The sequence below is a fragment of the Pseudomonas brassicae genome, assembly GCF_010671725.1.
GTDB classification, from domain to species: domain Bacteria; phylum Pseudomonadota; class Gammaproteobacteria; order Pseudomonadales; family Pseudomonadaceae; genus Aquipseudomonas; species Aquipseudomonas brassicae.
This window is the reverse complement of the sequence record NZ_JAAHBU010000081.1, coordinates 1-21,990: the sequence shown is the minus strand read 5'-3', so window position 1 is coordinate 21,990 and position 21,990 is coordinate 1. Positions and strand designations below refer to the sequence as shown.

At 65.3% G+C, this 21,990-nt stretch carries 15 protein-coding genes, 2 rRNA genes and 3 pseudogenes; 8 read left to right on the top strand and 12 right to left on the bottom strand.

What is annotated here, in order from left to right:
• Positions 1–6 precede the first annotated feature (6 nt).
• From G3436_RS06980 to G3436_RS06950, 7 genes and pseudogenes are all read left to right on the top strand, one after another.
• Complete coding sequence (locus tag G3436_RS06980; RefSeq protein ID WP_163942871.1) at positions 7–612, top strand: CDP-alcohol phosphatidyltransferase family protein; 606 nt, start codon at positions 7–9, stop codon at positions 610–612.
• A 30-nt stretch (positions 613–642) separates the two neighbouring features.
• Positions 643–2,397 (top strand): bifunctional alpha/beta hydrolase/class I SAM-dependent methyltransferase, encoded by a 1,755-nt coding sequence (locus G3436_RS06975; RefSeq protein WP_163942868.1) that lies wholly within the window; start codon positions 643–645, stop codon positions 2,395–2,397.
• Positions 2,397–3,713 (top strand): annotated as a pseudogene (locus G3436_RS06970) (phosphatase PAP2/dual specificity phosphatase family protein). The gene G3436_RS06975 and the pseudogene G3436_RS06970 overlap by 1 nt, the downstream one beginning before the upstream one ends.
• On the top strand, positions 3,710–4,165 hold the full coding sequence (locus G3436_RS06965) for a hypothetical protein (RefSeq protein WP_163942865.1): 456 nt from the start codon (positions 3,710–3,712) through the stop codon (positions 4,163–4,165). The pseudogene G3436_RS06970 and the gene G3436_RS06965 overlap by 4 nt, the downstream one beginning before the upstream one ends.
• An 11-nt stretch (positions 4,166–4,176) precedes the next feature.
• A complete protein-coding gene (locus G3436_RS06960) occupies positions 4,177–4,800 on the top strand; it encodes a lysophospholipid acyltransferase family protein (protein ID WP_163942862.1) in 624 nt (207 codons plus the stop codon).
• Between the two features lies 1 nt (position 4,801).
• The gene (locus G3436_RS06955; protein WP_163942859.1) at positions 4,802–5,734 is read left to right on the top strand and encodes a phosphatidate cytidylyltransferase; all 933 of its coding nucleotides are present in this window, start codon (positions 4,802–4,804) and stop codon (positions 5,732–5,734) included.
• A 137-nt stretch (positions 5,735–5,871) separates the two neighbouring features.
• The gene (locus tag G3436_RS06950; RefSeq protein ID WP_163942856.1) at positions 5,872–6,216 is read left to right on the top strand and encodes a cupin domain-containing protein; all 345 of its coding nucleotides are present in this window, start codon (positions 5,872–5,874) and stop codon (positions 6,214–6,216) included.
• 54 nt (positions 6,217–6,270) lie between these two features.
• Here the strand turns inward: G3436_RS06950 and mmsB are convergent, their stop codons facing one another.
• The 4 genes and pseudogenes from mmsB to G3436_RS28225 form a co-directional block, all read right to left on the bottom strand.
• Positions 6,271–7,158, bottom strand: coding sequence for a 3-hydroxyisobutyrate dehydrogenase (gene mmsB, locus G3436_RS06945; RefSeq protein WP_163942853.1), 888 nt, complete (start codon positions 7,156–7,158; stop codon positions 6,271–6,273).
• A gap of 10 nt (positions 7,159–7,168) precedes the next feature.
• Positions 7,169–7,672, bottom strand: coding sequence for an aldehyde dehydrogenase family protein (locus G3436_RS28235; protein WP_338001216.1), 504 nt, complete (start codon positions 7,670–7,672; stop codon positions 7,169–7,171).
• 23 nt (positions 7,673–7,695) lie between these two features.
• Positions 7,696–7,899: an aldehyde dehydrogenase family protein gene (locus G3436_RS28230; protein WP_338001215.1), complete on the bottom strand. Its 204-nt coding sequence runs from the start codon at positions 7,897–7,899 to the stop codon at positions 7,696–7,698.
• Positions 7,886–8,694 (bottom strand): annotated as a pseudogene (locus G3436_RS28225) (aldehyde dehydrogenase family protein). The gene G3436_RS28230 and the pseudogene G3436_RS28225 overlap by 14 nt, the downstream one beginning before the upstream one ends.
• Before the next feature lie 134 nt (positions 8,695–8,828).
• Here G3436_RS28225 and G3436_RS06935 point away from each other — a divergent pair.
• Positions 8,829–9,776, top strand: a complete 948-nt coding sequence (locus G3436_RS06935) for a LysR family transcriptional regulator (RefSeq protein WP_163942850.1) — start codon at positions 8,829–8,831, stop codon at positions 9,774–9,776.
• Here the strand turns inward: G3436_RS06935 and yfiB are convergent, their stop codons facing one another.
• The 8 genes and pseudogenes from yfiB to G3436_RS06895 all read right to left on the bottom strand — a co-directional run.
• Entirely contained in the window at positions 9,777–10,277 is a 501-nt protein-coding gene (gene yfiB, locus G3436_RS06930; RefSeq protein WP_163942848.1) for an outer membrane lipoprotein YfiB, read from the bottom strand.
• Between the two features lie 3 nt (positions 10,278–10,280).
• Positions 10,281–11,552, bottom strand: coding sequence for a diguanylate cyclase DgcN/YfiN (dgcN, locus tag G3436_RS06925; RefSeq protein ID WP_163942845.1), 1,272 nt, complete (start codon positions 11,550–11,552; stop codon positions 10,281–10,283).
• Positions 11,549–12,124 carry a regulatory sequestration protein YfiR gene (gene yfiR / locus G3436_RS06920; protein ID WP_163942830.1) on the bottom strand — a complete coding sequence of 192 codons (576 nt, stop codon included), beginning with the start codon at positions 12,122–12,124 and terminating at the stop codon, positions 11,549–11,551. The genes dgcN and yfiR overlap by 4 nt, the downstream gene beginning before the upstream one ends.
• Positions 12,125–12,239: 115 nt before the next feature.
• A pseudogene (gene recD / locus G3436_RS06915) lies at positions 12,240–14,317 on the bottom strand (exodeoxyribonuclease V subunit alpha).
• On the bottom strand, positions 14,314–17,997 hold the full coding sequence (gene recB / locus G3436_RS06910; RefSeq protein WP_163942827.1) for an exodeoxyribonuclease V subunit beta: 3,684 nt from the start codon (positions 17,995–17,997) through the stop codon (positions 14,314–14,316). Before recB ends, recD begins: the two are co-directional and overlap by 4 nt.
• Positions 17,994–21,473 (bottom strand): exodeoxyribonuclease V subunit gamma, encoded by a 3,480-nt coding sequence (gene recC, locus G3436_RS06905; RefSeq protein WP_163942824.1) that lies wholly within the window; start codon positions 21,471–21,473, stop codon positions 17,994–17,996. The genes recB and recC overlap by 4 nt, the downstream gene beginning before the upstream one ends.
• 133 nt (positions 21,474–21,606) lie before the next feature.
• Positions 21,607–21,722: ribosomal RNA gene (gene rrf / locus G3436_RS06900) — 5S ribosomal RNA — on the bottom strand.
• Between the two features lie 149 nt (positions 21,723–21,871).
• Positions 21,872–21,990, bottom strand: a 23S ribosomal RNA gene (locus G3436_RS06895); the annotation flags it as partial.

Sequence of the window (21,990 nt, the reverse complement as noted above, 5' to 3'; positions counted from 1 at the left end):
TTTACCGTGCCGTCGATCTACCAGCTCAAACCCCGCTTCCAGGCGCTGCTGCGCCCGATGGTCAAGCGCCTGTACGACCGCGGTGTGACCGCCAACCAGGTGACCCTGGCGGCGGCCGGCGTCAGCGTGCTGCTCGGCGTGCTGCTGGCCGCGACGCCACAGACCCGCTGGCTGTTTGCCCTGGTGCCGGCCTGGATGGTGCTGCGCATGGCCTTGAACGCCATCGACGGCATGCTCGCGCGCGAATTCGGCCAGCAGTCACGCCTGGGCGCTTACCTCAATGAACTCTGCGACCTGATCGCCGACGCCGCGTTGTTCCTGCCGTTTGCCCTGCTCCCTGGCGTGTGGCCAGGCCTTGTGGTGGGGGTGGTGCTGGCGGCGCTGATCAGCGAGTACGCCGGCGTGATGGGCCCGCTGGTGGGCGCCGAGCGCCGCTATGACGGGCCCATGGGCAAGAGTGACCGTGCCTTCGTGTTCGGCGTGCTGGGTGCCGGCGTGGCCGTCGGCCTGCTCAGTGCCGCCTGGCTCAACGGCGTACTGCTGGTGGTGCTGCTGCTGTCGCTCTATACCCTCTACAACCGGGTAAGCCGTGGTCTGGCACAAACCCGCTGAAACCCTCTGTGCCAGATAAGGATATTTGCCATGCGCACTGCGCAATCGCTGCACTTCACTACCCATGACGGCGTCGAACTGCACTATCGGCACTGGCCAGCCAGCCCGGCCGACGGCCAGCCACGGCGCGCCGTGGTGCTGTTCCATCGCGGCCACGAGCACGGTGGCCGCATGGCGCACCTGGTGGACGAGCTGGACCTGCCCGGCCACGATTTCTTTGCCTGGGATGCCCGCGGCCACGGCGAATCGCCAGGCGCACGCGGCGACAGCCCGAGCTTCGCCTGCAGCGTGCGCGACGTGCAGACCTTCATCGAGCACATTGCCCGTGAGCACGCCATCGACGAGCAGGACATGGCCGTGCTGGCCCAAAGCGTCGGCGCCGTGCTGATTTCTACCTGGGCGCACGACTACGCGCCCAGGATACGTTGCCTGGTGCTGGCCTCGCCGGCGTTCAAGGTCAAGCTGTATGTGCCGTTCGCGCGCCCAGGCCTGAAGCTGATGCGCGCCTGGCGCGGCAATTTCTTCGTCAACAGCTACGTCAAGCCGCGCCTGCTCAGCCACGACCCGCAACGCATCGCCTCGTACGAAAACGACCCGCTGATCAGTCGGCCGATTTCGGTGAACATGCTGCTGGGTCTGTACGAAGCTGCCGATCGCGTGGTAGCCGATGCACAGGCGATCCAGATACCGACTCAACTGCTGATTTCGGGTGCCGACTTTGTGGTCGAACGCCGCCCACAGGAGCAGTTCTTCGACCGCCTGGGCAGTGTGCACAAAGAAAAGCACGTGTTGCCCGGGTTCTTCCACGACACCCTCGGCGAACGCGACCGTGGCCATGCGCTGGCGCGCATCCATCGCTTCATCGAGCAGTGCTTCAGCCAGGCGCCACAGCGCCCCTCGTTGCTGGACGCCGACCGCCTGGGCGCCAGCTGCGCGGAGGCCGAAAGCCTTGCCGCGACCTTGCCACGCAATTCGCCCGCAGATCTCTACTGGCGCGCCACACGGGCAGGCCTGCGGCTGGGCAAGGGCCTGTCGGACGGGGTCAAGCTGGGCTTCGACACCGGCTTCGATTCGGGCAGTACCCTGGACTACATCTACCGCAACCAGCCTACCGGCAAGGGCGCGCTGGGCCGCATGATCGACCAGAACTACCTCAACGCCATCGGCTGGAAGGGTATTCGCCAGCGCAAGCTGCATGTCGAGGAGCTGCTGCGCCTGGCCATAGGGCGCCTGCGCGAGCAAGGTGTGCCGGTGCATATCGTCGATATCGCCGCCGGCCATGGCCGCTATATCCTCGAAGCCCTGCAGGGGCTGGAGCAGGCACCGGAGTCGATCCTGCTGCGCGACTACAGCGAACTGAACGTGCGCGAAGGCAACGCGCTGATCGCGCAGAAGGGGCTGACCGACATCGCCCGCTTCGTGCAGGGCGATGCCTTCGATGCGCAGAGCCTGGCCAGCCTGGACCCGCGCCCGAGCCTGGCAGTGGTTTCGGGCTTGTATGAGTTGTTCGCCTGCAACCAGATGGTCGGCGATTCGCTCGGTGGCCTGGCCCAGGCCGTGCCACCCGGCGGCTATCTGGTGTACACCGGCCAGCCGTGGCACCCACAACTGCAGATGATCGCGCGCGCGCTCACCAGCCACCGCGCCGGCCAGGCCTGGGTGATGCGTCGGCGCAGCCAGGTGGAGATGGACCAGTTGGTCGAAGCCGCAGGCTTTCGCAAGATCAGCCAGCGCATCGACGAATGGGGCATCTTCAGCGTCAGCCTGGCCCAGCGGATCGCCTGATGAGCACCCAACGCGAACCGGGGCTGATCAAGCGCGGCGTGCTGTGGCTGTTGCTGCTTGGCCCACTGTTTTTCATCAGTTATGGCCTGAGCAACACCTTTACCGCCGGGCGCAGCGACGTCGGTAGCCTGGTCTTCGCCTGGGAGCACAGCATGCCCCTGTGGCCGTGGACCATCCTGCCGTACTGGTCGATCGACCTGCTCTACGGGTTGTCCTTCCTGCTGCCGCTCAGCCGCCTGGAAATGGACCGCCACGCCCTGCGTCTGCTCAGCGCCCAACTGATCTGCGTCGCCGGTTTCCTGCTGTGGCCGCTGCGCTTCACGTTCGAGCGGCGGCGCTGGAAGGCCTGTTCGGCTGGCTGTTCGATGTGCTGATGGGCTTCGACAAGCCGTTCAACCAGGCGCCCTCGCTGCACATCGCGTTGCTGGTGATCATCTGGGCGATGTTTGCCCGCCACGTGCAGCGGCGCTACCGCGGCTGCTGGTGCATGGGTGGATGGCGCTGATCGGGCTGTCGGTACTGACCACCTGGCAGCACCACTTCATCGACGTGCCGAGCGGCGCCGTGGCCGGCTTGCTGTGCGTGTGGCTATGGCCGGTCGAAGGCCAGCCGGTGCTACGCCACCTGGGCCTGGCGCGCGACCCCAGGCGTGGCGCCTGGCACTGCGCTACGCGCTGGGCTGCGCGGTGTTCGCCGGGTTGGCATTGTATGGCGGCGGCCTGGCGCTGCTGTTGCTGTGGCCTGCGCTGGCACTGCTGCTGGTGGCGCTCAACTATGCGCTGCTGGGCGCACAGGGTTTCCAGAAAGGCGCTGATGGGCAGTTGTCATACGCCGCACGCTGGCTGCTGGCGCCTTACCTGATCGGCGCCTGGCTCAATTCACGGTGGTGGACGCGCCAGCACCCACAGGCTGACGAGGTGTGCGACGGGGTGTTCCTGGGGCGTATTCCTGGGCGCGGCCAGGCCGAGCGGTTCGCCGCCGTGGTTGACCTGTGTGCAGAGTTGCCGGCAACCGTCACGCCCGGCCAGGCCTATTGCAGCCTGCCCAGCCTGGACCTGATCGTGCCGACGGCCGAGCGCTGCCGCGAAGCCGCGCACACCATCGAAGACCTGCGTAGCCGCGGCCCGGTGCTGGTGTGCTGTGCCCTGGGCTACTCGCGCAGCGCCTGTGCGGTGGCGGCCTGGCTGGTGCTCAGTGGTCGCTGCAAGGACGCGGCCCAGGCCCAGCAGCGCATCAGCCAGGCGCGCCCCGGTGTGGTGCTGCACCCCGAGCACCGTCTGCGTATCGACCACTTGCACGCGGAGCCCGGCCTGTGAGTAGCGATACCGCCCTGGCCCTGACCGCCAGCCTGCTCAGGCGTGGGCGCCAGGTCGAACGGCTATCTGACGCAATCAGCCTGCTGGCGCTGGCCTATGGCCTGGCGCCACTGGCCGGTGCGCCCGCCCATATCCCTGGCGCGTTGCTGTGCGCCGGGTTGCTGGTGGCGGGCCTGATGCAGAAGTTCTGGGCCCTGCGCGTCGCCCTGGACGCCGAGTTGTTCGACCACCTGGCCGCACAGCCCGAACGGCTGGCGGCACGTACCCAAACATTGGACCACGCGCTGTTTGCCCTTGGCCTCAAGCCGACCCAGGCCGATGACCGCGACGGGCAGGCCCGCAGTCTCGCGGCGCTGGGCCTGCTGCGCCGGCAAATGCTGTGCTTCGCCGTGCAGGTGCTGCTGGCACTGGCCGGCCTCCTGCTGCTGCCCTGGCTTCCCTTCGCTGGATAAAGGATCTCGTCATGCTTGCCACCCTCACCGCTTTCGCCATCACCTCGGTCGCACGCCTGATCACCGGTGCGCGCGCGCTGTGGCTGGGCTGCACACCGCAACCGGTACAACGCCTGTACTACGCCAACCACAGCAGCCATGGCGACTTCGTATTGATCTGGGCGTCGCTGCCGGTGGAATTGCGCCGGCGCACCCGCCCCGTGGCGGGGGCCGATTACTGGCAGAAACCGGGCATTCGCCAGTTTCTGATCAAGCGCGTGTTCAACGGTGTACTGATCGACCGTCAGCACGCCGACGCGCAGAGCAACCCGCTGCAACCGGTGCACGACGCCCTGGCCCAAGGCGACTCGCTGATCTTCTTTCCCGAAGGCACACGTAACCTTGGCGACGAGCCGTTGCTGGCGTTCAAGAGCGGCCTGTTTCACCTGGCGGCCGCCAACCCGCAGGTGGAGCTGATACCGGTGTGGATCGCCAACCTCAACCGCGTCATGCCCAAGGGCCGCGCCCTGCCGCTGCCTTTGCTGTGCACCCTGAGCTTCGGCGAGCCGGTGCAACGCCATGCCGATGACAGCAAGCTCGCCTTTCTAGAACGGGCACGCCTTGCGCTGCTGGCCCTGGCCCCCAAGGAATCCTGAGATGGACCACAACACGCTTTTGCTGTTTGCCGGTATCGGTGGCCTGCTGCTGCTCGCCAGCCTGATCGGACGCCTCCTCAAATGGCGCGCCGGCCCGGCGCCCCACGCGGTGATCGACAACCTCAATGCACGCATCAACGCCTGGTGGGTGATGGTGCTGGTGATCGGCCTGGCCTTTGTGTTCGGCAAGCTGGGCGTGATCCTGCTGTTCTACTGCGTGTCGTTTTATGCGCTGCGTGAGTTCCTTACCCTCACACCCACCCGGCGCAGCGATTACCCGGCGCTGGTGGCGGCGTTCTATGTGGCGCTGCCGGTGCAGTACCTGCTGATCGCGATGGACTGGTACGGGCTGTTCAGTATCTTCATCCCGGTGTACCTGTTCTTGCTGCTGCCGATTCTGGCCAGCCTGGGGGGAGACACCACGCGCTTTCTGGAGCGGGCGTCGAAGGTGCAGTGGGGGCTGATGATCGCGGTGTACTGCCTGTCGTCGGTGCCGGCCCTGATGACGCTGGATATCCCGGGGTTCGAGGGGCGCAACCTGCTGCTGATTGCCTGGTTGATCCTGGTGGTGCAGATCTCGGATGTGCTGCAGTACGTGTGCGGCAAGCTGTTCGGCAAGCGCAAGGTGGCGCCGCGGCTATCGCCGTCCAAGACCCTTGAGGGGCTGGTGGGCGGTGTGGCGCTGGCCACATTGATCGGTGCCACCTTGTGCTGGATCACCCCGTTCACCTTCTGGCAGGCGGCGCTGATGGCGCTGACCGTCAACCTGATGGGCTTTGCCGGTGGGCTGGTGATGTCGGCGATCAAGCGTGACCGTGGCGTAAAGGACTGGGGGCACATGATCGAGGGCCATGGTGGCATGCTCGACCGGATGGACTCGGTGTGTTTTGCGGCACCGGTGTTCTTTCATTTTGTACGGTATTGGTGGGCGTGAAGGGGCTGGCGAGGCTTCAGAGCTCGGCAGCCCAGCGCAACCGGCGTGCGCAGACATCTGCAGGTCGACACCAGGCATCCCGCACCTGCGGATCAGCCCTATGGTGAAGCACCATTGAGCAACCGCTGGAGCCCGTAATGTCCGATTTCATCACCGTGCTGCGCGAAACCTGCCCCACCCCCGTGCTGGACGCAACCAAGTGGCAGCGCATCGGCGGCGACCCGCATACCGTCAACCTCAACGCCTATGTGTCTGCCGACGGCAGCAAGATCATGGGCACGTGGATCTGTACACCCGGCACGTTCCAGGTGCACTACGACAAATGGGAGTATTGCCATTTTCTCGATGGCTACTGCGTGATCACCCCTGAAGGCGAACAGCCGGTGCACCTGAAGGCGGGGGATGTGTTCGTGATCGAACCCGGGATGAAGGGCACCTGGGAAGTGGTGGAGACGGTGCGCAAGTACTTCGTGTTTGCCTGAAGCCTTCGCCGTCAAGGCTGGCTGCTACCAGAGCCAGGCTTGACGGCGAAGCGTTTACTCGGGCTTGCGGTAGCTTTCGACGATCGCCGAGAAGTCCTTGCCACCATCGCCACGCAAACTCATTGCCTGGTACAACTGCTGCGCCACCGCCCCCAGGATCACCGGCTGGTGCACCTGGCGTGCTGCTTCCGTCGCCAGCCCCAGGTCCTTGAGCATCAGCTCCGCGCCAAAGCCCCCGGTGTAGCCGCGCGAGGCCGGCGCCGTGTCGATGATCCCCGGCCAGGGGTTATAGGTGTCCGAACTCCAGCAGCGCCCGGTCGAACTGTTGATGATGCCGGCCAGCACCTGGGTATCGATGCCCAGCGCATTGCCCAGCGCCATGGCCTCGGACACGCCGACCATCGAGATACCCAGCAGCAGGTTGTTGCAGATCTTGGCAATCTGCCCGGTCCCCACCTCGCCGCAATGCACGATGTTGCGCCCCATCTGCGCCAGCACCGGCTGCAAGGTGGCAAACAGCGCGTCACTGCCCCCGACCATGAAGGTCAGCGTGCCAGCCGCCGCGCCCCCCGTGCCACCGGACACCGGCGCATCCGCCAGGTCCACACCCTGCTTGGCCGCCGCAGCATGCACCGCACGCACGGTCTGCGGGTCGATCGTGCTGCAGTCCACCACGGGTGTGCCAGCGCGCACACCCGCCAGCACACCGTCGTCATTGAGGTACACGCTGCGCACGTGCGCAGCCGCCGGCAGCATGGTGATCACCAGCTCGCTGGCGTTGGCGGCGTCCTTGGGCGAGGCACTGATCTGCCCGCCCAGTTCGGCCAGCTCCGCCAGCACGCTCTTGTTCAGGTCGAACAGGTTGAGCTGATGCCCGGCCTTGATCAGGTTGCGCGCCATCGGCGCGCCCATGTTGCCCAGCCCGATGAATGCAATACGCATGGTCGACTCCTTAACGCAGGCTGATGGTGGTGTTCACGCCGTCGTTGACGCTGTCATCGTCGAACCAGCGGGCCGTGACGGTCTTGGTCTGGGTGTAGAACTGCACCACCTGCTTGCCGTAGGGGCCCAAATCGCCCAGCTTGGAGCCGCGCGAACCGGTGAAGCTGAAGAACGGCACCGGCACCGGGATCGGGATGTTGATGCCGACCTGGCCCACGTCGATTTCGCTCTGGAACTTGCGCGCCGCCGCGCCGCTCTGGGTGAACAGGCCGGTGCCGTTGCCAAAGGGGTTGCGGTTGACCAGCGCGATGGCCTCGTCGAGGGTGTCGACTTCCACCACCACCAGCACCGGGCCGAAGATTTCCTGGGTGTAGATCTGCATGTCGGTGGTCACCCCGGAGAACAACGTGGGGCCGACGAAGTTGCCTTGCTCGTAACCCGGCACCTGCACGTCGCGGCCGTCGAGTTCGAGGGTGGCGCCTTGCTGGATGCCGCTTTCGATCAGCCCCAGCACCCGCTCCTTGGCACGCTTGGAGATCAGCGGGCGACGTCGGTGCCCGGCTCGCTGCCGGCATTCACCTTGAGGTTGGCGGCAAGCGCCTTGAGCTCGGGCAGCCACTCGCGGGCCTTGCCCACCAGCACCGCCACCGAGGTGGCCATGCAGCGCTGGCCAGCCGCACCAAAGCCGGCCCCGACCAGGGCATTGAGGGTTTGCGTACGGTTGGCGTCAGGCAGTACCACGGCGTGGTTCTTGGCCCCCCATCATCGACTGCACGCGCTTGCCGTGCTGGCCGGCCAGGTTGTAGACGTGAGTACCGACCTCGGTCGAACCGACGAACGAGACCGCCTTGATATCCTGGTGGGTGCACAGTGCATCCACCACCTGCTTGCCACCGTGCACCACGTTGAGCACACCGGCCGGCACCCCGGCTTCCAGCGCCAGCTCCACCAGCATCATGGTCGACAGCGGGTCCTGCTCGGAAGGCTTGAGCACGAAGGTGTTGCCGCACACGATGGCCATCGGGAACATCCACAGCGGGATCATCGCCGGGAAATTGAACGGGGTGATGCCGGCGCACACGCCGATGGGCTGGCGCAGGGTGTAGGTGTCGACGCGCCGGCGACGTTCTCGGCGAATTCGCCCATCTGCAGGCTGCCGATCGAACAGGCGTGCTCGACCACTTCAAGGCCACGGAAGATATCGCCTTCGGCATCGGCGATGGTCTTGCCCTGCTCGGCACTGAGGGTCACGGCGATACGCTTGGAGTGCTCGCGGATCAGCGCCTGCAGCTTGAGCATGATGCGCATGCGCGCGCCGATCGGGGTGTCGCGCCAGGTCTTGAACGCGCGCTGGCCGGCGGCGATGGCCGCATCGACTTCCTCGGCGGTGGCAAAGGGTACGCGCGCCAGCACCTGCTGGGTAGCCGGGTTGACCACATCGCGCCACTCGCTGGTTTTGGACTCGACCCACTGACCGTCGATCAGCAGCTTGACCTGCTCGACTTTGGTCTGGCCGGGCGTGAGGGATGCGTTCATGAAGGGTTCTCCTGGATTTATTGTTAGGCAGAGAAACGCCGACGCGACAGCCGCGACGGTGCTTGGGTCCTGGGCTGAATTGGAGTATAGATGTGCAAACTTCTAATAAGAACGCACATAAAAACCGGACCAACATGCAAAAAAACATCACCTCCCTGGGTTCACTGAACTGGGACGATCTGAAGTTCTTCCTGGAAGTGGCGCGTACGCGCAAGGCCAGCAGCGCGGCCAAGCGCCTGGGCGTGGACTACACCACCGTGTCGCGGCGCATCAGTTCGCTGGAGGTCGCACTCGGCACGCTGCTGTTCGAAAAGTCGCGTACCAACGGCTTTGTGCTGACCGCCGAAGGGCAGCGCCTGCTGAGCTATGCAGAGTCCATCGAGAGCACGTTGCACATGGCCTGTGAACAGGTTTCAGGCTCGGGGGTGGCGTTGTCCGGGCATGTGCGCATGGGCTGCACCGAGGGTTTCGGCAGCTTTTTCATCACCCCGCAACTGAGCCACTTCGTCGACGCCTACCCGGCCATCTCGGTGGATATCCTGCCGCTGCCGCACTTCATCAGCCTGTCCAAGCGCGAGGCAGACATCGTCATTGCCCTGGAGCGGCCCGAACACGGGCCCTACGTGTGCTGCAAACTGTGCGACTACCGCCTGCGCCTGTACGCCACCGGCGACTACCTGGACAACCACACGCCGATCCTGCGCTGCAGCGACCTGGCCCAACACCCGTTCATCAGCTATGTGGACGACCTTGCGTTCAGCTCGGAGCTGCTGTACCTGGCCAACCTGCTGCCCAGCGCCACCGCGCACCTGCGCAGCACCAGTGTGATCGCCCAGTACGTGGCGGCCCTGCAAGGCCGTGGCCTGGCGATACTGCCGTGCTTTCTGGCCGCGCAGGACCCACGCCTGGTGCCGGTGCTGCCGGACGAAATAGACATCACCCGGCAGTTCTGGATGTACTGCCGCGAAGACTTGCGCAAGCTCAAGCGCATCACCCTGTTGTGGGATTACATCCGTGGGGTGACCGAGCGCAATGCGCCGCTGCTGATGGGCGAGGCACACATGATGCGCTTTGCCGACTGATCAGTCGGACGCCACCACGATCGACACGCGGCGGTTTTCGGTGCGCCCGGCCGCCGTCACGTTGTCCGCCACCGGTTCGCGACTGCCCAGCCCCCGCGTCTCGACGTTTTCCGGGCGCATGCCCACCGCCACCAGGACCTTGGCCACGCTGGCGGCACGACGTGTCGACAGCAGGTCGTTGTAGCTGGCCTTGCCCGATGAATCGGTATGGCCATCGACCCGCACCCGCTCGATGTTCACCGACAGCAGCGCCTTGCCGATACGCTCGACGATTTCACGGCTCTGAGTGTTGAGCAGGTCCAGGTCACTGCCGAACAGCACCTTGCCCGACAAGCCGAACACCCATCCCTCTTCGACGGGAACGAAGCCCTCCTGCTTGAGCACCGCGATCTGGGCAGGGCTCAAGCCCTGGGGCGGTGCTGTCCGGCAACCGACGAGGGCGAACAGGGCCAGGGCCAGGCAAACAACGGGCAGGCGAAGGTATCGGGTCAAGTGAGTCACGGTTCAGCTCCTGTTTTTTGCGCTGGACACAGAGGGCTCCGCCTCTGCCAACTGAGGCTCGTCACGGGTGTGACGCTTGGCCTGGTACATCGCCGCGTCGGCGGCATTGAGTAGTTCGGCCGGGGTGCGCCCATCGTCTGGGAACACGGCAAGCCCGACGCTCAACGAGGTGACGACCATCTGCCCGTCCGGCAGGCGAATCGGCAAGCTCATGCTGGCAGCAATCTTGTCGGCAATGCGCTGGGCGTCCTCGACACGCTGCAAGGGCGTCAGCAGCACGGCAAACTCATCACCGCCCAGGCGCGCCACCAGGTCGTGCTCGCGCAGTTGCGCGCGCACCCGATTGGCCACGCTGACCAGCACTGCGTCGCCTGCGGCATGACCAAAACTGTCGTTGATATGCTTGAAGCGATCACTGTCGAGGAACAGCAACGCCAGCCCCTCTTCATGCTTGATGGCATTGCGCAGGCTGCGGCTCAGGCGCCCTTCGAAAAAGGCCCGGTTGGGCAGGCCGGTAAGGCTGTCGTGGCTGGCCTGGTGGGCCAGGGTCTCGTTCTCGCTTTGCAGATGGCTCTGCCACGCTTCCATTTCACCGAGCAGGGCATTGAAGTCGTTGCCCAGTTCGTTGAGCTCGGCAATCTCGGTGGCCGCGACCCGACGGTCGAAACTGCGCTCGCGGCGCGCCGCGTGGGCCACGCTGGCAAGCCCGCGCAGGGGCCGCACGATATCGCCGAACAGTCGCCGCGACAGGTACAACGCACTGACCGCACTGAGCACCGTGCACAGCATGATGCCTGCCAGCCCGCTGAGCAGAAAGCGCATCAGGCTGCCGCCCTGGCCGGTCAGCTCGATACGCCCGACCTGCTGGCCCTGATGCAGCACCGGCAGCCTGATCGGTTCTTCGAGCAAGGCCCGCGCCACTTTCAGCTCCAGTTGAGCGAGCATGCCCTGCTCGCCTCGCTGCCAGCGCGCGAGCAGTTGGTCTGCATCGTCGAAGACCTTGGCATCGGCCACTTCTTCGGCAGCAGCGATCAACGCCAGGGCCTCGTTGGCCGCGCTGCTGTCGTTGAACACCACGGCAGCCTCGACCGTGTAATTGATCGAACGGGCAATCAGGTGCAGGTTATGGTTGGCATACACACGCAGGGCAAGGACCCCGAGCACGGTCAGCGACACCCCGGCCAGCCCCACAGCCAGCAAGGCGACACTCAGATGCCCGCGCCGCAGCACCGAGCGCAGCGTCGGACGCTCGCGCCCCTTACCCCAGCCGATCATGGCTGCGCCGCCCGACGCCGCGACAACTGCAGCACACTGGGATGAATGCGCACGCCACTGCGGGCAACCGAGTCAAGGTTCACATCAAAGGCCACATGGCTGTCGCTGACACGCAAGCAGAACAGGCTGCCGACCGTGCAGGGATCATCCGCTTCGCTGATGCTCAGCACCGGTTTGCCATTGAGGGTACTGGCCATCTGAGTGCGCTCCTGGCCACTGAGCTTGCCGATATAGACCGCATCGCACTCGCTGCCGATGCGCGGGTCGCCAGCCAGCAAGCGGCGTACCGTCAGCGGGCGCCCCGTGGCCTGGGAGGTGCCCTTGACCAGGTCGTCGGCGTACTCGGTGGGGCCGATCAGGCACAGGCGCAATTGCGCAGGCTCCACCGGCCAGCGCGCGTAACTGAGGATACCCAGCACCACCTGGGTCACCGCCTTGGCGCGCTGCTCGGCCAAGGTGGCAGGCGGGTCGCTCTGGGCCATTGCCCACAACGGACAGACCACCACAAAAGCCGCCAGCAGCACGTGCATCCAGCGCGTTACACGTCCCGGTGTAGGGGCGGCGACTTTCATATAGGAAATCTCTTAAGACCATGCCTTGCGTGTGGGCACGATAGCACAACGCCTGCTTCGCCCGCGAGATCACCCCAGTTGCCCGTTCGGCCCGCACAGCGGCGGCACGGGCGTGCTACACCTGCTCCAGCATCAGCCCCGAAATGCGCTTGACCTTGCGTCGTACAGCCTCTTCAAAAATGCCCTGGCGCGGCTCTATCAGGCTGAAACAGTCCTTTGCACGGGTGATGCCAGTGTAGATCAGCTCCTTGGTCAGAACCGGATTCAAGGCGTCCGGCAGTACCAGTACGGTGTGGGAAAATTCCGAGCCCTGCGACTTGTGCACCGTCATCGCGTACACCGTTTCCACCTCACTCAAGCGACTAGGCAGGACGAATCTGACACCACCCTGGCCGTCATTCCGAGGAAACGCTACCCGCAGCACCGCTGTCGCCGCCTGCGCATCCGGCAAGCGCAAGGCGATGCCGATGTCACCGTTCATCAGGCCCAGGCCATAGTCGTTGCGCGTCATCAGCACCGGGCGCCCTTCGTACCAGGGCAAGTCGCCCTCGATCAGCCCTGCCCGGGTCAGTACCTTGGCCACACGCAGGTTCAAACCCTCGACACCCCAAGGCCCCCGGCGCACGGCGCAGAGCAGCTGGAAACGCTCGAACGCACGCAGCACATGCAACGCCCACGCACTCCAGCGCGGGTCGTCGGCGGCGGTGTCTGGCGCTGGCCGGCTCTGGCGGATCAGTTGCAGGTAGTCGCGGTAGCCGGCAGGGCTGTCAGCGCCGCGACCCAGCCCTTCGAGCAGCAGGCTGTCGAGTTTGCGGTCGTGCTCGCCGCTCAGCCGCAGGCTGTGCACATCGTCCAGCCCCTGGTCGAGCAACGCACGTGCCTGCTCAGGCTGCTGGCCGTTGACCTGACGCGCCAGCTGGCCGATGCCGCTGCCTTCACCAAAGCGGCGCGAGTGGCGCAGCATCACCACCTGCTGGGGCAACGGATCGCGCACCGCATCACCCTCGACCAGGCCGCTGTCGGCCAGGGACTCGCCACTGACCTGCTCCAGCCAGCATCGCGTTGCCGCCGTGTAGCGCCCGGCTTCGGCGTCCCGGCACAGGTCGCCAAGTACCGCGCCAGCCTCGACCGAGGCCAGCTGGTCCTTGTCGCCCAGCAGGATCAGGCGGGCATGCCCGGGCATGGCCGCGAGCAGGTTGGCCATCATTTCGAGGTCGATCATCGAGGCTTCGTCGACCACCAGCACGTCCAGCGGCAGCGGGTTGCCCACATGATGGCGAAAATGCCGCGAGCCGGACGGCTGCCCAGGCAGTCGGTGCACGGTGGACACATCGCTGGGGATGTTGTCACGCACCAGCGCACTCACCGCCAGGCGCTCCACTTGCTGGCCGATCGATTCGGTCAGGCGCGCGGCCGCCTTGCCGGTGGGCGCCGCCAGGCGAATGCGCAGCGGCGCCCGGCCTCTACCGCAGGCGCCTGCAACAGGGCCAGCAGGCGCACCACCGTCGTGGTCTTGCCGGTGCCGGGCCCGCCGGTGATGATGCTGAACGCACCGCGGGTCGCCAACGCACACGCCAGCTTCTGCCAATCGACCTGGCCTGCCAGGCTACCGCCTTCGAACAGTGCCTCCAGACGTGCGCGCAGATCAGGCGGGGCAGGCTCGGCCTGCTCCAGGCGTTCGCGCAGGGCACTGTCGATACGGCGCTCATACGCCCAATAGCGGCGCAGGTACAGACGCTGCCCGCTCAACACCAGTGGGCAGGATGCCTGTACCGCGCTGCTGCCATCGGCCACCAGCACACTGGCCTGCAGGTGCTGGTGCCAGGTGGCCAACTCCAGGCGCTCGAGCAGTTGCGAGGGCAACAGCAGCGGCCCGGCCAGGGCGTCGCCTTCCGGTGGCAGCGACAGGGCGAAGTCGGGTTCGGCCAGGGTCTGCGCCAGATCGAGGCAGACATGCCCATGGCCTAGTTGGTGGCTGGCCAGTGCAGCCGCCAGCAGTACCAGCGGATCAGCCTGTGGCTCGCGCTCCTGCAGGAACCCGACGAACGCGCGGTCGAGCGCGCGCAACCAGCCGCGCTCGACCCAGCGATCCAGCAGGCTGAGCAGATCGGCGCCGATGCGCAGCGGGGCCAGGGCTGCCAGGTGGCCGGCATCCAGCGGCGTCGGCAGCAAGTCGTCGAAGGTGCGGTTCATGGGGTGTCTCCAGCAAACAGGTCGGGTTGCTGCGGTGCGCTGACGCCACTGAACAGCGCATCGAGCCGCTCGATCAATGCACGTGGCGGCTTGACGAAGTACAGGCCCTGGCTTTGCGCATGCACGCCGCGCAAGAACAGGAACACCGCGCCGCCCACATGCCGATCGTAGTCATAGTCGGGCAGGCGCGCGCGAAGCTGGCGGTGCAAGGCCAGCAGGTAGAGGACGTATTGCAGGTCGTAGCGGTGGTCGAGGATCGCGCCTTCCATCGCCAGTTCGCTGTAGGCCTGCTCGTCCGGCCCCAGCCAGTTCGATTTGTAATCGGCGACGTAGTAGCGACCGTCATGCTCGAAGGCGAGGTCGATGAAGCCCTTGAACATGCCATTGAGCAGCGCCGACTGGGCCGCCGGGCGTGCTGTACCGTGGTGGGTGTGGCTGCAGACCAGGCGGTCGAGGCCGAGCACGTCGACCTGGTGGCTGGCGAACCAGAACTCCATTTCGATCTGGTAATGGGTCAGTTGGCTCAGGGCCACTGGTGCACTGTCGGGCGCCAGTGCCAGTGGCGCGTTGAGCAGGCGCTCCAGCCAATGGCCGAGGGTGTTGATCCAACCGGTCCAGTCACGGCGGTTGCACCGCTGCGCGACCGTGGCGTGCAACTGTTCCGGCGCTGCAGCCACGCGGCTGAAGCCCTCGTGCCCGGCCCATTCGAGCAGGCCGTGGAGGAACGTGCCGGGGTTGGGGCCGCGCGGAAAGCGGTGGATATCCCCCGCAATCGCTGCCACTTCACGCAAGGTTTGCGGGTCGGCCGGCTCGTCATCGAGCAGTTGCTGGGCCTGGGAGCTGTCTGCAGTGAGCACGTCTTCGCCAATGCGCAAGGCGCTGTAGGAGGCGATCCACCAGTTCTCTGCCGCGCGCCGGCGTGGCTGGCGGGCCGGCAACAGTTCGGCGGTGTTGCGCGGCGCCTGGTAGCACTGGTTGTCGGCCAGCGGCAGCACCTGGCTGTGGATAAATGTGCAGCCATGCTGCAGCGCCTGCAGCCAGCCCGCCAGCTCGGTCGAGGCGCCGAGTGCGGCGCCGCCGCCCAGCAGGTAGCCCAGCGCGCTGCGGTGCAGCAGCGACTCCTTGCCGGTGCCGCGCTTGAGGTCGGCCACACCCAGCCAGCAGGCATGCTGGGCCCGGGTCAGGGCCACATAGAGCAGCCGCAAGTCTTCGGCCAGGCGCTCGTCATCGGCCAGGGCAATCTGTTCGGCATTCGGCGTGAGGGTCAGTTGAGCCTGGCCCAGCACATCATGCCAGCCCAATGGCAGGCGCTTGCCGTCGACCGGCTTGGCGGTGCTGATGAAGGGCAGGAACACCAGCGGATACTCCAGCCCCTTGGACTTGTGGATGGTCACCACCTTGACCAACTGCTCATCGCTCTCCAGACGCAGGATCTGCTCTTCGCCAGCCTGGCCGGAACTGGCCAGGTGCTCGCTCAGGTGACGGATCAGCGCCTGCTCGCCGTCGAGTTCGGTGGCGGCCTGTTGCAACAGTTCGGCCAGGTGCAACAGGTTGGTCAGCACCCGCTCGCCATCACTGCGGCGCATCAGCACCTGGGGCAGGTCGAAGTCGTGCAGCAGGTGGCGCAGCATCGGCAACACACCCTGGGTACGCCACAGATGACGGTAGTCGCGAAACTTCATCACCCAGTGTTCCCAGACGCGCTCGTCCTGGTTGAGCTGGGCCAGGCGCGTCAGCGCCAGGTTGAGGGTGATGCTGGCCAGTGCCGCCTTGAGCAACCGCTCGCTGTCGGGCTCGGCACAGGCCTTGAGCCACGCCAGCAGGTCATGCGCTTCCTGGGCGGCGAACACCGAATCCTTGTCGGACAGGTACACGCTGCGCACATCCCGCGCGGCGAGTTCAGCGCGGATCAGCTGTGCCTCACGCCCATCACGCACCAGGATGGCAATGTCCGATGGCAGGCAACCGCGCAGGGGCTGCCCGGCCTGGACAAAGCCGCTGCTGCCCTGCTGGCCGCCGTTGAGCAGGCTGACGATCTGGCTGGCGCAGCTCGCGGCCAGGTGCTGGCGGTACACCGCACCCGACACCGGTTCGGCGCTCGCCAGTTGCCACAGGTTGAGCGCCGCCACCGGCTGGCCATCCACCTGCAGCTGTTCCTTGCGGCCCTGGGCCTTGACCGCCACGAAGGGCACGGGGTTGTCGTCGCCGTCGCGGAACAGGAATGCGCCACGCCCCAGTTCACGCTGCTCGGCGCGCGTGAACACATGGTTGACCGCACTCACCATCGGCTGGCTGGAGCGGTAGTTGGTGTCCAGGCTGTGCAGACGTCCGTGGGTGGCGCGACGCGCGCCCAGGTAGGTGAAGATGTCGGCGCCGCGAAAGGCGTAGATGGCTTGCTTGGGGTCACCGATCATGAACAGGCCGGTGTCGCGTACGTTGTCCTCGATGCGGTAGATGCAGTGGAAGATGCGGTACTGCACCGGATCGGTGTCCTGGAACTCGTCGATCAGCGCCACCGGGAACTGCTCGCGAATCAGCGCGGCCAGGCGTTCGCCGGCCACGCCACTGAGGGCATGGTCGAGGCGCAGCAGCATGTCGTCGAAGCCCATTTCGGCGCGACGCCGCTTTTCTTGCTCGAAACGTCTGGAGACCCAGCTGGCCGCATGTTCAAGCACACCGGCATCGGGAGTTGGCAGCGCCTGCAACTGCTGGCGCAGCTCAGGCATGGCCAGCAGCGCCGGGTGACTGGGCGGCTCGCCCTTCCAGGCCTCGGCCATGCCTTGCGGCGTGAAACGGGTAAAACCGGTGCCCAGATCCAGTTCGACCGCCTGTTCGTCCTGCGCCCAGGCGCTGAGCTTTTCGCACCAGGGTTCGAAATAGCGGGCCTGCATCTTGCGCCCATCCACCTGCTTGGCGGCAACCGCCGCATGGCACAACTGCAGCAGCTCTTGCGCCCACTGTGCCCAAGGCGCCTTGAGCTGGCGCAGCAACGCGGCGCGCTGCTGGATCACCGCATCGATCAGCGCTTGCGGTTCGCGGCCATTCTCTTCGGCACGCGAACGACCGAACAGCGCACGTACCCTGGGCAACAAGGCTTGCGGGCTGACCCAGTGGCTACGCACCCACGCCAGGGCATCACCTTGCATGCAATAGCAGAAGCGTCGCCAGTAGTCGCGCATGACCTGGCCAAGCAGCTCGCTGTGGTCGGTTTCCAGGGTCTGCGTGAAGAGGCTGCCGCTGTCGAAGGCATGTTCGCGCAACATACGCTGGCACCAGCTGTGGATGGTCGATACCGCCGCTTCGTCCATCCACTGCGCCGCGACATCCAGCCGGTTGGCGCAGGCGGCCCAAGCAGCGGGGTCGAACTGTGCACGCAGTTGCACCAGCAAAGGGTCGACGTCGGCAAGCTCATTGCGGAAAAAGCGCGCGGCTTCGGCCAGACGCGTACGGATACGCTCGCGCAACTCCTTGGTCGCGGCATCGGTGAAGGTCACCACCAGGATCTGCGGTGGCAACAGTTCGCGCCCAAAGCCCTGCTCGCCGCCATGACCCAGCACCAGGCGCAGGTACAACGCCGAAATGGTGAAGGTCTTGCCGGTACCGGCACTGGCCTCGATCAACTGGCTGCCGTGCAGGGGGAAGGTCAGCGCCAGGGGCGCCTGCTGTGCTTGAACGGTCATGGGCGCGCCTCATCGCTGCCCGGCGATTGCCAGGTGGCTTCGAACATCGGCCGGTAGAGTGCCTCGCACCAGCCCTCGAACTCTTCACTTGCCGTCAGGGCGGCAAAGTCACTGTACTGCCGGGCCAGCGCAGTGCTTTCGCTACGTTCGCCACGGGTATTCTGGCCGTCGCCGTCATAGGCTTTGGCCGCGGCCGCCAGGGCCTTGTCCGGATCGCTCTGGGCCAACCAGCTGAAGGCCGTCTTGATGGCGACCGGCAACGGCGCATTCATGCCGGCCTGGCGTGCCAGCAACAGGTCGCCCAGGCGTTGCTCGGCATCGGCCTGTGGCAGTGGCCCCAGCAGCAGGGTGACGTCGGTGGCGACCACCGCACTGCTCAATCGATGGCCCACCGCACAGGCCGCCAGGTGCATGACCCAGGTCGCCGCCAGGCGATGCCATTTCAGTGTTTTGCCGCTGCTGATGCCGTTGGGCAACGTGGTGATGCTCAGCAGCGACTGGTCATCACGCTGATGTACCCGGCCCAGCCAACCCTCCAGGCGCAGCTGGCGGTATTCGAAACGAATCGGCAAGGCGCTGTCGATAGGCGTCGGCCATTGCGCGAGCAACGCGGCGTGGCGTTGCAGCAGGTCGGGCAGCGGCTCGATCAACTCGGCCTGCAGGCATTCGCCGAACCCGGCCAACGGCAACATGCCGCTGCGCTGCAAACGGCGCGCCTGGGCCTGCAGCGCTTGCGTGCTGTTGGCCGGATCGGCCAGTGCGGCGCCCAGCAGGCTCTCGCTCAGGCTGTAGCGCTGCAAGGCGTCGAGCACGAAGGGCTCTTCATCCGCCAGGGGCGCCTCGGCCGCTTCGAAAAACACTTTCAGGCGCTGGCTGAAGAAATGCCGCACGGGATGGCGCATGAAGTCTTGCAGCAGGGTAATGCTCAGCGGCTCGTCAGCCACGAAAGGTTCCAGTATGTCGCGCGGTACAGGCTGCTGCTCCGGTGCCAGGTGCAGGGCGCGCCACTCGCTGGCGTAGCTGAACAACTGGCCGTGCCGGTGAAAGTAGCGGGCGCTGAAAGGCTGCAGCGGATGCTCCAGGGTCAGCGCATGCAGCAACTGCTGGCCAGCATCCTGAGACGTGTCGGCCTGGGTCGAGGCAACGCCCCATCCCCCCGCCAGGTGGTCACGCAACTGGCCGATCAGGACCGACGCCGGGCGCTCGCTGTTGTCGCGAATGCTGCGCCCTACCCAGCTCACATACAGCTGCTCGCGCGCCGACAGCAGTGCTTCGAGCAACAGGTAGCGGTCATCTTCACGCCGCGAGCGATCACCGGGGCGGTAGTCGCTGCCCATCAGGTCGAAGTCCAGCGGGGGCTGTGCTCGCGGGTAGTCGCCGTCGTTCATGCCCAGCAGGCAGACGATCTTGAACGGGATCGCACGCATCGGCATGAGTGTGCAGAAGTTGACCGAACCGGCCAGGAAGCGCTGGGACAGGCGGCCCTGGTCGAGCCCGGCCAGCCAGGCCTCGCGCACCACCGTCAGCGGCAGTTGATCGTTTAGGCCGACCGACTCGCAGGTCTGCAGCCAGCTCTCGCACAGGCCCTGCAGTTGCACCAGCAGGTAATCGTCGTGCTCGTTTTCGGCCAGGAAGAACACCTGCAGCAGCGCATGCAGACGCACGCCCCAGTGTGCCGCTGTGGCCGGCTGCGACAATTCGCTATGGGCGATTTCGAGCGCATCGAGCAACGCCACCAGCGGCCCGATCAGGGCGGCGTCCAGCCCGCCGATCTCGTCGTAGGGTTCGATATCGTCGCAACTTTCACCGCTGCCCACCGCGTAGCCAAGCAGCATGCGCCGCAAGCCAAAACGCCAGCTGTTCTGCTCCAGGTCATTGGGCAGGTCCAGCCCGGCGCGCTGGCGGGCATTGAGGCCCCAGCGCACACCGGCGCCTTCGATCCAGCGGTGCAAGGTAGGCAAGTCGCTTTCCTTGATCGCAAACCGTGCGCGCAAGGCAGGTACATCGAGCAGGTCAAGAATTTCGCTGACCGGAAAACGGCTGTCGGGCAACTTGAGCAGGTGCTCCAGGGCGATCAACAGCGGGTCGCGGCCACGCTGCCCCTGGTCGGTCAGGGTGAACGGAATGAAGCGCGGATCGTTACGCCCAAGTTGACCGAATACAGCGCGGATATGCGCAGCATAGGCATTGATATCAGGCAGCATGACGATCACGTCGCGCGGGCGCAGGCCCGGGTCGGCGCTGAAGCGCGCAAGCAACTGATCGTGCAGGATCTCGACTTCGCGCTGGGCACTGTGGGCGATATGAAAACGCACCGAACGGTCCTTGGTCGAGTCCACCGGTGGCCACAGTGCACGTGTTTCAGCCAGGGGGCGCAGTTCGAGGATGTCGTCCTGCAACTGATTAAGCAGGGTCTGCGGCTGGCTTTCGCTGAACAGGTCGATGCGCCCGTCACTGAAGGCGCCGCGATAGCTGCTCGGGTCGTCGTAGCTGTCCAGCAGGTTGATGTAGTCGCGGCCTTGCTTGCCCCATGCCGCAAGCAAGGGGTGGGCATGCTGGTGCAATGCGTCGGCATCGATCAGGCTGGGCATGCCCTGCTTGCGTTGCTGGCGCTTGTACTGATGGCGTAGCAGGTCTTTGTCGGCAACGATATCGGCCCAGTGGTGACGACACGGGTTGTGCACACACAGCAATACCTGGCTGAAACGGGCAAGGCCAGCCAAGGCTTCGAGTGCCTGTGCCGGAAGCGAGGAAATGCCGAACACGATGACTCGCGATGGCAGACCTGCCGGGGCGTGTTCAAGGGCATTGATGCGCTCGACAAAACGCTGGTGCACACCCGCGCGGCTTTGCGCCATGCCCGCCTCCCCCACATCCAGCAAAAGCGCCCGCCACAGTTCGGCTTGCCAGCAATTGGCCGGGGACAATGGCCTGGACTCACCGCGCGCGTTGCTCAGGACATGACGACCCGCTGCCCAGTCTTTCAGCCAGTCGGCGCGGTACACCTGATACTGGTCGAACAGGTCAGCCAGGCGCTCGGCCAACTGATAGCGTTTGCGCAGATCGCTGTCGTCGGTCAGGAAGCGCTGCAGGGGTTCGAAGTGCGGCTGCCCGATCACCTCAGGCAACAGCCGCATCAGCCGCCAGGTCAGCGGTGCCTTGTCGAGTAACGAGGTCTGCGGAATCTCTTCACGCCCCAGCACCCGGCGATACAACTGCCACATGAAGCTGCCCGGTAGCTGCACCTCGATGGCGGCGGCAATCCCGCAGCCACCCTGGTCGTCGTCATCAGGGTCTTCGGCCAGGGCCAGCTTGAGCCATTGGGCAATGCCGTTGCTCTGCACCAGCACCACCTCGTTCTCCAGCGGGGCCAGCGGATATCGACGCATCCAGCTCACCACCAGGCCACGCAACTCATCCAGTCGATTGCCATGAACGACCATGAATCCTGGGTGAAGTGTGCGTGCGTGCGGCATGGGGCATCCCTTGGATATGCGGGTTGGGGGGAACCTTATCACGGTCTGCTGGGCGACCGGGCGGGCCTACATTTTTTGACCCACAAAGACAAAACCCCTACCTGCATATGCAGATAGGGGTTTCGGAATTTAATCTTGACGATGACCTACTCTCACATGGGGAAACCCCACACTACCATCGGCGATGCATCGTTTCACTACTGAGTTCGGGATGGGATCAGGTGGTTCCAATGCTCTATGGTCGTCAAGAAATTCTGTTGCCAGAAGGTCTTGTGCAGACACTCCAGCGAATCGGGTATGTGATATCTGTGAGTTACAAATCTTCGGCTTACTGTGTCTTCAACACCACAATTTGGCCTGCGATCCCTTGGGAGCAGCGCAAATTGCTTGGGTGTTATATGGTCAAGCCTCACGGGCAATTAGTATTGGTTAGCTCAACGCCTCACAGCGCTTACACACCCAACCTATCAACGTCGTAGTCTTCGACGGCCCTTCAGGGAGCTCAAGGCTCCAGTGA

Excerpts from the sequence above, each read along its gene's own strand:
- dgcN (WP_163942845.1), bottom strand. The coding sequence starts at position 11,552 with ATGATCGGCTGGGGTAAGGGGCGCGAGCGTCCGACGCTGCGCTCGGTG.
- recC (WP_163942824.1), bottom strand. The coding sequence starts at position 21,473 with ATGCCGCACGCACGCACACTTCACCCAGGATTCATGGTCGTTCATGGC.
- G3436_RS06960 (WP_163942862.1), top strand. The coding sequence starts at position 4,177 with ATGCTTGCCACCCTCACCGCTTTCGCCATCACCTCGGTCGCACGCCTG.
- mmsB (WP_163942853.1), bottom strand. The coding sequence starts at position 7,158 with ATGCGTATTGCATTCATCGGGCTGGGCAACATGGGCGCGCCGATGGCG.
- G3436_RS06950 (WP_163942856.1), top strand. The coding sequence starts at position 5,872 with ATGTCCGATTTCATCACCGTGCTGCGCGAAACCTGCCCCACCCCCGTG.
- G3436_RS06955 (WP_163942859.1), top strand. The coding sequence starts at position 4,802 with ATGGACCACAACACGCTTTTGCTGTTTGCCGGTATCGGTGGCCTGCTG.
- G3436_RS06975 (WP_163942868.1), top strand. The coding sequence starts at position 643 with ATGCGCACTGCGCAATCGCTGCACTTCACTACCCATGACGGCGTCGAA.
- yfiR (WP_163942830.1), bottom strand. The coding sequence starts at position 12,124 with ATGAAAGTCGCCGCCCCTACACCGGGACGTGTAACGCGCTGGATGCAC.
- recB (WP_163942827.1), bottom strand. The coding sequence starts at position 17,997 with ATGACCGTTCAAGCACAGCAGGCGCCCCTGGCGCTGACCTTCCCCCTG.
- G3436_RS06935 (WP_163942850.1), top strand. The coding sequence starts at position 8,829 with ATGCAAAAAAACATCACCTCCCTGGGTTCACTGAACTGGGACGATCTG.